Origin of the sequence: Pseudomonas viridiflava (assembly GCF_001642795.1) — a bacterium.
In the GTDB taxonomy this organism is placed as follows: Bacteria; Pseudomonadota; Gammaproteobacteria; order Pseudomonadales; family Pseudomonadaceae; genus Aquipseudomonas; species Aquipseudomonas viridiflava.
The window spans coordinates 368410-379833 of the sequence record NZ_LKEH01000047.1; the positions used below are offsets into that span (position 1 = coordinate 368410).

At 60.7% G+C, this 11424-nt stretch carries 9 protein-coding genes; 6 read left to right on the forward strand and 3 right to left on the reverse strand.

What is annotated here, in order from left to right; genetic code table 11:
* Positions 1–188: 188 nt before the first annotated feature.
* The 6 genes from AO065_RS24705 (at position 189) to AO065_RS24730 (ending at position 5671) form a co-directional block, all read left to right on the forward strand.
* Positions 189–1502, forward strand: a complete 1314-nt coding sequence (locus AO065_RS24705; protein ID WP_004884507.1) for an MFS transporter — start codon at positions 189–191, stop codon at positions 1500–1502.
* 33 nt (positions 1503–1535) lie between these two features.
* Entirely contained in the window at positions 1536–2528 is a 993-nt protein-coding gene (gene araD1 / locus AO065_RS24710; RefSeq protein ID WP_004884506.1) for an AraD1 family protein, read from the forward strand.
* 552 nt (positions 2529–3080) lie between these two features.
* Entirely contained in the window at positions 3081–3365 is a 285-nt protein-coding gene (locus tag AO065_RS24715; RefSeq protein ID WP_032651582.1) for a DUF5629 family protein, read from the forward strand.
* A gap of 112 nt (positions 3366–3477) precedes the next feature.
* Entirely contained in the window at positions 3478–4020 is a 543-nt protein-coding gene (locus AO065_RS24720; protein ID WP_004883853.1) for a hypothetical protein, read from the forward strand.
* A gap of 108 nt (positions 4021–4128) precedes the next feature.
* A complete protein-coding gene (locus AO065_RS24725) occupies positions 4129–5301 on the forward strand; it encodes a lactonase family protein (protein ID WP_004883854.1) in 1173 nt (390 codons plus the stop codon).
* A gap of 187 nt (positions 5302–5488) precedes the next feature.
* On the forward strand, positions 5489–5671 hold the full coding sequence (locus AO065_RS24730) for a hypothetical protein (protein WP_004883855.1): 183 nt from the start codon (positions 5489–5491) through the stop codon (positions 5669–5671).
* 246 nt (positions 5672–5917) lie between these two features.
* Here AO065_RS24730 and AO065_RS24735 read toward each other — a convergent pair whose 3' ends face one another.
* From AO065_RS24735 to AO065_RS24745, 3 genes are read right to left on the reverse strand one after another with little or no spacing between them, the layout of a single operon-like run.
* Positions 5918–6517 carry a glutathione S-transferase gene (locus tag AO065_RS24735; RefSeq protein WP_004883856.1) on the reverse strand — a complete coding sequence of 200 codons (600 nt, stop codon included), beginning with the start codon at positions 6515–6517 and terminating at the stop codon, positions 5918–5920.
* Entirely contained in the window at positions 6514–10161 is a 3648-nt protein-coding gene (locus AO065_RS24740; protein WP_004883857.1) for an AAA family ATPase, read from the reverse strand. Before AO065_RS24740 ends, AO065_RS24735 begins: the two co-directional genes overlap by 4 nt.
* Positions 10158–11402 carry an exonuclease SbcCD subunit D C-terminal domain-containing protein gene (locus AO065_RS24745; RefSeq protein WP_004883858.1) on the reverse strand — a complete coding sequence of 415 codons (1245 nt, stop codon included), beginning with the start codon at positions 11400–11402 and terminating at the stop codon, positions 10158–10160. The genes AO065_RS24740 and AO065_RS24745 overlap by 4 nt, the downstream gene beginning before the upstream one ends.
* Positions 11403–11424 lie beyond the last annotated feature (22 nt).

Here is an 11424-nt window from a genome sequence, read left to right on the forward strand (position 1 = left end):
TGTCGATGCTGCTGGCTAAGGTAAGCCTAAAAAACGCCGATTGGAAGAGTTGTCAGTTTAAATAGTATTACTATATAGTCGTTTTCAGTTGAGGGACGACCCTTGCTTCGGTGTTGCTGCATATCGGCACCCAGGTACTGAGGTGATCCCCGCAGGTTCCATAACAAAAACAATGGGAGACCGCCTTCATGAGCCAGGAACTGCGGCTTATACGTCGCATTACGTTCAAACTGATTCCCTTTCTGATCCTGCTTTACCTGATTGCCTACGTGGACCGCTCTGCCGTGGGCTTTGCCAAGCTGCACATGGGTGCCGACATCGGTATCGGCGACGCTGCCTACGGGCTGGGTGCCGGGCTGTTTTTCATCGGTTACTTCCTGCTGGAAATCCCCAGTAACCTGATGCTCGAACGCTTTGGCGCACGCCGCTGGTTCGCCCGGATCATGATTACCTGGGGCGCCATCACCATTGGTATGGCCTTCGTTCAGGGGCCGCACAGCTTCTACGTGATGCGCTTTCTGTTGGGCGCGGCCGAGGCGGGCTTCTTTCCTGGCGTGCTGTACTACATCACCCAGTGGTTCCCGGTTCGCCATCGCGGCAAGATATTGGGCCTGTTCATCCTCTCGCAACCCATCGCCATGATGATCACCGGTCCCGTGTCCGGCGGTCTGCTGGGCATGGACGGCGTCTTGGGCCTGCATGGCTGGCAGTGGCTGTTCATTGTTATCGGTACCCCTGCGATTCTGCTGACCTGGCCGGTGTTGCGCTGGTTGCCGGACGGTCCGCAGCAGGTGAACTGGATGAGTCAGGACGAGAAGGACTGGCTGACCGGCGAGCTGAAGAAGGATCTGGAAGAGTACGGCCAGACCCGCCATGGCAATCCGCTGCATGCGCTCAAGGACAAGCGCGTGTTGTTGCTGGCGCTGTTCTACCTGCCCGTGACCTTGAGCATCTATGGACTTGGCCTGTGGCTGCCGACGCTGATCAAGCAGTTCGGCGGCAGTGATCTGACCACCGGTTTCGTCTCTTCAGTGCCTTACATTTTCGGGATCATCGGCCTGCTGATCGTGCCGCGCAGTTCCGACCGCCTCAACGACCGTTACGGCCATCTGGCGGTGCTGTATGTGCTGGGCGCCATCGGTCTGTTCTGCAGTGCCTGGCTGACGCTGCCAGTCGCGCAACTGGCAGCGTTGTGTGTCGTGGCGTTCGCGCTGTTTTCCTGCACGGCCGTGTTCTGGACCCTGCCGGGCCGTTTCTTTGCGGGTGCCAGTGCGGCAGCCGGTATTGCGTTGATCAACTCGGTCGGCAACCTGGGCGGCTATATTGGACCGTTCGTGATCGGCGCCCTGAAAGAGGTGACCGGCAGTCTGGCGTCAGGCCTGTACTTCCTGTCCGGCGTCATGGTCTTCGGTCTGGTGCTGACCGGCATCGTTTATCACGTGCTGGAGCGCAAACATGTGCTGCCAGCCTCCGAGTTTGCCGCCAGCGCCAAGGCGCGCTAGGTCCGGCTTTTCACTGTCTGAAAGGAGATTTCCATGCGGTTGGTGCAATTTGAATTGAACAACGGTGAGCGTCGGGTCGGTCTGGTGGACGGCGATCAGGTGCGTGAAGTGCAGGGCGTAGAGAGCGTGCGCGAACTGGCACTGGCGGCGATCAAGGCCGGTTCAGGGCTTGCGCAGCAGGTCGAGCAGCGCGGTGTTGGCGAGGCGCATGATTACGCGCAACTGCTGGAAGAGCTGCGCATTCTGCCGCCACTGGATCACCCGGATCCGGCGCACTTGCTGGTCAGTGGTACGGGGCTGACGCATCTGGGCAGCGCTTCTGCGCGGGACAAGATGCATCAGCAGTCGGGCGACGAGTCAGCCATGACCGACACCATGCGCATCTTCAAGTGGGGCGTGGAAGGTGGCAAACCGCAAGCCGGGCAGGTCGGTGTGCAGCCGGAATGGTTCTACAAGGGCGATGGCAGCATTGTCGTGCGTCCGGGCGAGTCGTTCTCGCTGCCGCCGTTCGCTGAAGATGGCGGGGAAGAGCCGGAGTTGAGCGGTCTGTACGTGATCGGCCACGACCACAAGCCTTACCGGCTGGGCTACGCAATCGGCAATGAGTACTCCGACCACATCATGGAGCGCCGCAATTACCTGTACCTGGCCCACTCCAAGCTGCGCGCCTGCTCGTTCGGGCCGGAACTGCGCGTCGGTGATCTGCCGCAGAACCTGTCGGGCACCAGCAAGGTCTGGCGTGACGGCGAAGTGCTGTGGGAGAAAGAGTTCCTCAGCGGCGAGGCCAACATGTGCCATAGCCTGGAAAACCTTGAGTACCATCACTTCAAATACGCCCAGTTCCTGCGTCCAGGTGACGTGCACGTACATTTCTTCGGCACCGCGACGCTGTCCTTCGCCGACGGCATACGGACCCAGCCGGGGGATAAGTTCGAAGTCAGCCAGGCTGAATTCGGCAAGCCGCTGGTCAACGGTCTGGCACCGAGCGAAGCGGTGTTTCAGCCGGGTGGAATTGGCAAGCTGTGAGATAAGGGCACCCATGTTGTTCTGCGCCATCTCCTCAAGGTGACGCAGAGCGTCACGGGCTGCATGCCCGCGCAGAGCACTCAGCGTTATACACAAGTTTGCAAGACGCGCAAAACGGGGGGCAAAACGAAAGTGACTGACTGAATGCATACCCCCGTGGGAGGCGGCTTGCCGGCGATGGCGTCAGTTCAGTCACTGATAGATCGCTTCAGAAAAAGCATCGNCCGCCTCCCACAGTCCGTGGTCGCAGCAAGACTCGGCTATAACGCTGAGCGCAAGCATGGGCATGATCGGGGTGCTTGAGATCACGCTGATCGTTCCTCACGCTCCGATGGGCACGATCAGTGTTTGACAGACTTGTGTATAACGATGAGCGCGGAGCATGGGCATGATCGGTGTGCGTGAGACCACTGATCGTTCCCACGCTCCAGCGTGGTAACGCCGCCCTGGACGCTCCGCGTCCGCTTGTGGCCGTTGCAGGGTTCGCGAAGATCATGGCAAGTCATCGCGCTATTGCCCTATCATTCGCGCTTTTGCAGCCCGGATGCCCTCATGACCACTACCCCAGACACTTTGCTCGCCGCCCTTGAAACTTCTTCGATGCTGGAAATCGACGGTCTTCACGCCTGGGAATTTTCCCTGGGTGAAGAGCTGAACATCGAGTGCATGGACGGACGCGAGCGCAAGGTATGGCGTTTCACGCTGGATCAGGTCAAGGCTGCGGTCTTCGACGAGTCGCTGCAAAGCTGGGTCGTCAACGATGGCAACGCCGACCACCGCATCGTCTGCCTCGATGCCTTCACGCCTAGCGATGAAGACGACGCCGACGAAGCTTGATCCAGATCAAGTGCGCTTCACCGGTTAGCCGCTAGATTCGACGCTGTACACACTGGCTTCGCCAGTGTCGGCCCAATGGACTGGGCCGAAACCAAAAAGATAGGGAGATCCAATGTCTACTCAAGGTGCGTTGAGTCGTGCACGTCTGTTGCCGACGTTTCTGGGGGGCCTGCTGCTGGGGCTGGGCATCATCATGGTCATCGGCGGCTTCAGGCTGTCGGGCCTGGGCGGTTCGTTCTACTACATGCTTTGCGGGTTCGGCTTCTCGGCCATCGGTATTTTGCTGGTGATCGGGCTGCGCTTCGCTGTCTGGCTGTTCACCCTGATGCTGTTGCTGAGCACAGTATGGGCGCTCTGGGAGGTTGGCCTGGACCGTCAACGCCTGATGCCGCGTCTGTTCGTGTGGTTTCTGGTCGGGCTGGTTCTGGTGCTTCCGGTTGCACGTCAGGCGCTCAAACCGTCCCGTCAGCGTGTGTCCGTCAGCAGCCTCATCATCGCTTTGATCCTGGCGGGCATCACGCTCGACCCCATCGGTCAGCTCAAGTACTTCACTCACCATACGCAGGAAATCGTGGCCACGCTGGTTCCGGGCATGGAGCTGCCGTGGGTGTCATTTGCCGAGACACAAGCCCGGTTCCGGCAGCCGGAAGGCTAGTCGGCGCAGAATCCATTGCAGACCTTGCAAAACTACACCCCGTTGTCAGTGTCATAGAGCTGATTGCCGCGTGACAGGCGTCATAACTTCAACAAAAGGGATGCCCCCATGCCCCACAAAATTCTGCCTTGGCTGGCGATGGCCAGTGCCATGAGCGCTTTCACCCTGCAGGCTCAAACCATGACCGATTCCGAACTGCTGCTGGGTTCCTACACCCAGGGCGCGAGCGAGGGGATCTACCGTTTTGGCTTCGACAGCAAGACCGGCATGATCAGCCCCAAGCCGCTTCAAGTGATCAAGACCGAGAACCCCTCCTGGCTGACGGTTTCCAAGGACCAGCGTTACCTGTTCGTCGTCAACGAAAACGGCCCTGGCCAGACCGACACGGTGGGTAAGGTCAGCAGTTTCTCCATCGAACCCAAGACCTTCAAGGTTGCACCGATCAATCAGGTCGAAACCAAAGGCGAGGAGCCGACTCACTCGAGCCTGAGCAAGGACGGCCGCTACTTGTTCGTGGCGAACTACGCGGTGAACCCTGATCCGGGTGGCGCGTTGTCTGTGATGCCGGTCGGCAAGAATGGCCAGTTGAGTGATGCCGTTCAGGTCCTGCCTCTGGGCCCTGGCAGCAAGGTCAATCCGGAACGGCAGGCCTCGTCCCATGTTCACCTGGCAGTGCCAACGCCGGATGGCAATTACGTGGTAACGGCCGACCTGGGTGCCGACAAGCTGTTCGTCTACCGCTACAACGCTGATCAGGCCAAACCCCTGCAACCTGCCAAGGTGCCGACCGTGCAGTTGCCAGCGGGCAGTGGTCCACGTCATGTGCTGTTCAGCAGCGATGGTAAACATGCCTGGCTGGTACTGGAAATGTCGGCTCAGGTGGTGGTGTTCGACTACCTGGACGGCGGCTTCAAGCAAACCCAGATCCTGGACATGAAAAACAAGGGCGTTGACCAGAAGAACGGCGGCGGCGCCTTGCACGCCTCACCCGACGGCAAGTTCCTGTACGTGACCAACCGTGGCGAGGCCAATCAGGTCGTGGTGTTCCGCATCGACCCTGCCAGCGGGAAGCTTGAGGAAATCCAGCGTCGCACTGTTGAAGGCAAGGAGCCTCGTGAGTTCAGCTTCGACCCCAGCGGCAGGTTCATGCTGTTTGCCAATCAGAAGAGTAACCAGATCGTGACCGTACGCCGTGATCCGCAAACCGGCATGATCGGCGAAACGGTGCAGAAACTTGATGTAGATGCACCTTCTTATGTGCATTTTTTGAGTGACAAATAGGATACAAACGCGTCAGCCCGCGCAAACCGCGGGCTGAAGCCGTTATCAATCCTGATGATATAAGTTAGTGCTACAAAAGATTTCTGCTGAATCACCCTCAGGCGTAAGTTTGAGTCACGGCCAAGACGGCCAGAACTCACAGCAGCACAGAAGCAGTGTGCAGCGCCGACATAGAGAGGTGACCAACATGAACTTCAATCTTTTCTCCATCATTGCTGCATCGGCTATTTCCGCTTCCGTGGCACTTCCTGCCAGCGCCAGTGTTGAAGTCAGCGACAAGAAAGCCCACGCGACACAGACCTACACAACCAAGTATCTGCAACAAAGCGCCAACTTCTACGCCGCGCTGGATCACAAGTCCGCGCAATGAAGCGTGCGTGAATCCATTCCCCGTTAACGAAGGTTTCGATGCCGGGGAATGGATTCGTGAACGGCAATGCTTTCGCGAGCATGTTCGCCCACACAGGTCCACGCGACCACTGCCCATTGCGTGGCAGACAAGGCATGGACTGTTACGTGAGCCTGCTCGCGAAAGCGTTGAATCCCCTTGACCCCGTTACCTCATCCGTTACGGGGATTTTTTTGTGCGGGAAAAAGACAATCGTGGGCAGTTGGTCTATTTGCGCATGACTGCTTCAAACAGATTGGAGTCCAGAAAGCGCTGCAGCCAGTTGCGCAAGGCAGGGTAGGGACTTTGTGCAAACCAGTCCGGATCGACAAAGCAGAACTGGCGAATGAACGGCGCGAGGGCGATGTCAGCCAGTGTCTGTCGTTCACCCAGCAGATAAGCCCCCGATTGCAGTCGATCTTCCAGCTTGTGCAGAAAGACCTCGCCCAACGCTCGGTAATGTTCGGTTGGGTGTTCCGGATAACGCACCGCGTACTTGTAGCGATCCAGATTCAGCTTGAAGACATGATCGTTCTCTTCGATCAGGTCGACGATCTGTCGTTGTCCCGAAGGGGCGTCCGCCAGCAGCCAGTCATCCGGGTCGTTCTGCGCCAGTGCCCAGTGCATGATGTCCAGACTCTGTTCCAGAACACGGTCTTCCAGGACCAGCACTGGGACTGTGCCCTTGGGCGAGCGTTTGAGCATTTCCGGCGGCTTGTCCTTGAGGCTGACTTCGTGAATGTCTACCTGACAGCCCGCGTAATGCAACGCCATGCGGGCGCGCATGGCGTACGGGCAGCGTCGGAAAGAGTAGAGCACCGGTGTCATGAACTGCCGACTTCGATGGTGCTCAGCCCGTTGCCCTGACGACGGACCTTGATCTGCACCGGGATGCGCTCGTGCATTTCCTGAACGTGGGAAATGACGCCCACCTTGCGACCCTGAGCCTGCAGGCCGTCCAGTGCATCCATGGCCAGTTGCAGCGACTCCGGGTCGAGGCTGCCGAAGCCTTCGTCGATAAACAGCGATTCGATACGCAAGGTGCTGGACGCCATCGATGCCAGGCCCAGCGCCAAAGCCAGCGACACCAGAAAGGTTTCTCCGCCGGACAGCGAATGCACCGATCGGGTCTCGTCGCCCATCTCGGTGTCCAGCACCAGCAGGCCGAGCATGCTGCCGCCGCGTTTGAGGCGGTAGCGGCGCACCAGTTGTTTCAGTTGCGCGTTGGCGTGGTGCACCAGCAGATCGAGGTTGTAGGCCTGGGCGATCTTGCGGAATTTGTCGCCTTCTGCCGAGCCGATCAGCGCAGCCAGTCGTGCCCAGCGTTGGTATTCGCCGGTGGCGTCGTTGATGCGCGTCTGCAATTCACTGTTGGCGTTGCGGCGGCGCTGGTCTTCGCTCAGTTGCGCGCGCAGTTCGGCACAGTGCTGTTCGCTCAGGGCCGTCTGTTCCTGCGCCTGCAACAGGGCGACATTCAACGCGTCGCTGTCGGTCAGGTCGGCATGTTGCGCCTGATGCTGCTGCACGCGCTGTTCGCGTTCGTTGAGCAGGATTCGCGCCTGCTCCAGCGCTTTCTCGGCTGCCTGCGACTGCTGGCGCAACTGTTCGCCCTGCTCGTCATCGTAGGTGAGGAGGGTGTCCAGCGCCGCGTCATCCAGTTCTGCGTGCTGACTGCGCCAGTCGGTGAGGGTGGCGTCCAGCTCCGTCAGTTCCTGCTGCAAGGCCTGCTGCTGTTGCTCACCGGACTTGAGTTCGGCCGCCAGCTGTATCAGCTGACTCTGGATATCCTGCAGGGACTGGGCAGCCGAGCTTTCGGCCTGACGGGCCTGCTCGACGGCGTGTTCCAGCGTCTGCTGCCACTGCTCGGCGCTGGTGTGGTCGCCCAACAGGTCCTTTAACCGTTGCTGGCTTGCCTGCTGCTGTTCGCTGAGGGCGGCCACGGCCTGCTGCTGTTCTGTAACGCGCTGCAGGCGGTTCTTCTGCTCGACTTGTTCGCTGTCGATGCGCTGCTGGCGTTCACGCTGTTCCTGCTGCTCTTCGCCTTGCTGCTCCAGTTGATCGAGGCGCTGCACCACTTGCTGCTCAAGCTGCATCACGGTGGTCGAGGCATCACTGCGCAGCCCATCCAGAGTCTGCGAAGACACCAGCGGCGCGAGTGCAGCCAGTTCTTCGTCCAGACGCTGCTGATCAGCGCTCAGTTGCTGGAGCTGTTCGGTCACGTGATGGGCTGCGGCCTGACTGGCTTCCTGCGCGGTCTGCACCGACTGCTGCAGGCGTGCGGCATCTTTCTGCAGATTGAGCAGGGCTTGCTGGCGCTGCTCGTCGCGCAGAATGATTTCGTTCAAGTGGCTGAGCTGCTGGCTCAGCCAGGCATCGCGTTTGGCAGGATCACGGTCCAGCAACTGGGCGCCGAGCGGATGCGCTTCAAGGTCCGGAGCCAGTGCCTGATGGCGTTGCATCAGTTGGTCGTGCTGGCGTAGCAGTTCTTTCTGCCGGGCGATGATACCGCCGACCTGCTCGCGCAATTGGTTGCGCTGCTCGGTCAGGGTGTCGACGGCCTTTTGTGCGCTGGCCTGCTCATCTTCGTCGTGTTGGGTCAGGCTTTGCAGCAAGGCTTCCGGCTGATGCCACGGGTGCTCGGCACTGCCGCAGACCGGGCAGGGCTGGTCGTCCTGCAACTGGGTACGCAGTTCTTCGACGCTGGCGCTGCGGGCCAGACGCTGGCGCTCCAGCAACTGGCGGGTCACGTTAAGGGTCTGTTCGGCGACAGTCAGCTCGTCCTTGACCTTGATGCCCTGGGCGACCAGTTGCTCGCGTTCCTGCTGGGCTTCCTGTTGCTGCCGGGTCAGCGCCTGCAATTGGTGTTCGATGTCCTGCTGGGTGGCCCATAGACGCGTCACCTCTTCGAAAGCGCGCTGCTGCTTGCGGTTGTCCTGCAACAGGCTGCCGAGGATCTGCAGTTGTTCGGTGACGGCAGCGACTTCGCAATCGGCCTCGCGGTACAGCAACTCCAGCGCGTTGCGTTGTTCTGTCAGTTTTTGCTCGGCCTCGCTGGCGCGCTGTTGCAGCGCAGGCAGCTCGCGGTTGCCGTGCTTGAGGCGATTGGCAGTGAGCGTCAGGGTTTTCAGGCGGTCGCGCCACGCGTTCCAGCCTTGGGCCAGCGGAGCCAGATCGCTGCTGTCCGCCAGTTGTACGGCGATGCGCTCAAGACGCTGGGCAACCTGCTGTTGCTGGTCGAGCAGGATGTCCAGGCCGGTCTGGCCCTGAGTACAGAGGTGCTCGGCCTGCTGATGGTGTTCCGAGGCTTTGGCCAATTCCTGAGCGAGGCGGTTCAGCGTGCTGTGCGCATCGAACGCCTGCTGCAACAGTGGTTTGGCGGAGTTGTGCGCCTGCTGGGCGTCCTGCAACCGAAGCTGCGCCTGGCTGCGTTGATCGTGCAGTTGCTGCTGGCCGGTCTGCAGCGAGACCTGTTGCTCCCGGTGCTGGCGAATCTGCTCGGCCAGTGGCGCGAGCTGAGCGTTCAGGGTGATCCGGCGTGCGAAGCGGTGCCGTTGCGGACCGAGGCGTTCAAGCTGCCCCAGTGTCTGACGCTGGCTGCTCTGGTCGTCCCACACCTGCTGCGCGGCGGTCAGGCTTTCCTGAGCGGCGAGTTGTTCGTCGCGCAGCCGATGCAGTTCGGTCAGCCATTGCTGCTGCAGTTCCAGCTGGCGCTGTTGAGCCTGATGGAGCTTGAGCTGCTGCTGGGCGTCGCTCATGCGCTGCTCGAGCTCGGCAAGCTGCTCGGGATCCAGCGGGCTGATATGACTGGCCTGGGCGGTCAGTGCCTTGAGCGCTTCTTCGGCTTCCTTGCTCTTGCTGTAGGCGCGTCGGCCGAGCTGGCTGTAGATCGCCGTGTTGGTCAGCTTCTCCAGCAGTTCGCTGCGTTCCTTGTCGTCGGCCTTGAGAAAGGCGCTGAACTCGCTCTGGGCGAGCATCACGGCACGGGTGAACTGTTCGAAATTGAGGCCCAGACGGCTTTCGATCAGTTGCTCGAATTCGCGTTTGCTCTGATTGCTGAGGATCTGCTCGCTGTCCAGATCGGTCAGGGTCTGGCGGCTGGCCTGAAGTTTCTTGGCGGCGTTGTCCCGCGCGCGGTTGGTTTCCCAGCGCGCCCGATAGCGGCGTTGGTCGATGCCGATGAAGTCCACTTCGGCGTAACCGCTGCCGGTGCCACGGCGCAGCAGGGTGCGTGGATCGCTGGTGGTAATGTCGCCGTCGATGTCGGGGACCTTCGACTGGCCGATGTTGCTCAGGCGCGGAATGGCCCCGAACAGTGCCAGGCACAACGCATCGAGCAGCGTGCTCTTGCCTGCGCCGGTCGGGCCGGTAATGGCGAACAGGCCGGCGCTGGCCAAGGGCTCTGCGGTGAAGTCCAGTTCGAACGGTCCGGCCAGCGAGGCCAGGTTTTTCAGGCGAATGGCAAGAATCTTCATGGCTGTTCGCTCTCCTGCTGCACTTCACGCAACAGTGTGGCGAAGTCGGTCAGGGTCTGTTCATCGACCTCGCTGCCGAAGTTGTCCTGCCAGGCGCGGCTGAACAGTTCCTGCGGGCTGAGCTGATCCAGTTCGATCAGCGCGGCATCGTCATCACTGCCGTCGGCGCTGCCCTTGCCTGCGTATTCGGCACCGATGCGCACCAGTCGCACGGCCTTGCCCTGCAGGGCGGTTTCGATCTGGTTGCGCAGGTCCGGCTGCGGCTCGTCGAGGCGCACGCGCACCTCCAGCCACGGCTGTCGATCCGGGTCGGCCAACAGATCGACGTTGGGCAGTTCCTTGAGCTGCACCAGCAGTTCGGCCAGCGGTGCAGGGCCCAGGCGTTGCAGGTTGACGGCGCGTGGAATCAGGCAGGTGTCGACACTGGTCAGGGTTTCACCGTCGCAGTTGATTTCCAGAATCTGATGCTGATAGCCGATTTCCGAGAATGACAATGGGATCGGCGAGCCGCTGTAGCGAATGCGCTCTTCACCGTTGACCCGCTGCGGCTTGTGCAGATGTCCGAGGGCGACGTAGGTGATGCTCGGCCCGAACAGGCTGGCGGGCAGGGCCTCGGCGTTGCCGATGATCAGGCTGCGCTCGGAGTCTTCGGACACCGAACCACCGGCCATGTGCGCATGGCTTACGGCAATCAGCGCCTGACCCGGCTGGCGTTTGAGGTTGGCGGCTTCGATCAGGCGCTCGTGAACTCTGGCGATACCTTTCAGGTAATCGTCGCCCAGCGTCGGACCGGTGACTTCGGCCGGGCGCAGGAACGGCAGCGCCAGGCACCACGCCCGGACCTGACCTTCGGCGTCGGGCAGTGGCAGCAGCAGCCGCTCGGCGTCCAGCACGCCTTCATCCAGCCACAGCACACGGCCGAGCGCGTGGGTGCGCAGACGACGCATCAGCGGTGCGGGCAGTTCGATGCGCGAACCTGAGTCGTGGTTTCCGGCAATCATGACGATGGTCAGCAGCGGGTTCTGTTCGTGGGCATTGACGATGAAGTCGTACAGCCGTTCCTGGGCTTTGACCGGCGGGTTGACGGTGTCGAAGATGTCGCCCGCGATCAACAGCACATCAGGCTGGCGCTCTGCCAGACGCGCCAGCAGCCAGGTCAGAAAGCAGGCGTGTTCGAAATCGCGCTCCTGACCGTGAAGGTTCTGACCCAGATGCCAGTCGGAAGTGTGAAACAGACGCATTGAATTACCTTGTCATCAAAGG

Coding starts and splice junctions, on each gene's coding strand:
- AO065_RS24705 (WP_004884507.1), top strand. CDS start 189: ATGAGCCAGGAACTGCGGCTTATACGTCGCATTACGTTCAAACTGATT.
- araD1 (WP_004884506.1), top strand. CDS start 1,536: ATGCGGTTGGTGCAATTTGAATTGAACAACGGTGAGCGTCGGGTCGGT.
- AO065_RS24715 (WP_032651582.1), top strand. CDS start 3,081: ATGACCACTACCCCAGACACTTTGCTCGCCGCCCTTGAAACTTCTTCG.
- AO065_RS24720 (WP_004883853.1), top strand. CDS start 3,478: ATGTCTACTCAAGGTGCGTTGAGTCGTGCACGTCTGTTGCCGACGTTT.
- AO065_RS24725 (WP_004883854.1), top strand. CDS start 4,129: ATGCCCCACAAAATTCTGCCTTGGCTGGCGATGGCCAGTGCCATGAGC.
- AO065_RS24730 (WP_004883855.1), top strand. CDS start 5,489: ATGAACTTCAATCTTTTCTCCATCATTGCTGCATCGGCTATTTCCGCT.
- AO065_RS24735 (WP_004883856.1), bottom strand. CDS start 6,517: ATGACACCGGTGCTCTACTCTTTCCGACGCTGCCCGTACGCCATGCGC.
- AO065_RS24740 (WP_004883857.1), bottom strand. CDS start 10,161: ATGAAGATTCTTGCCATTCGCCTGAAAAACCTGGCCTCGCTGGCCGGA.
- AO065_RS24745 (WP_004883858.1), bottom strand. CDS start 11,402: ATGCGTCTGTTTCACACTTCCGACTGGCATCTGGGTCAGAACCTTCAC.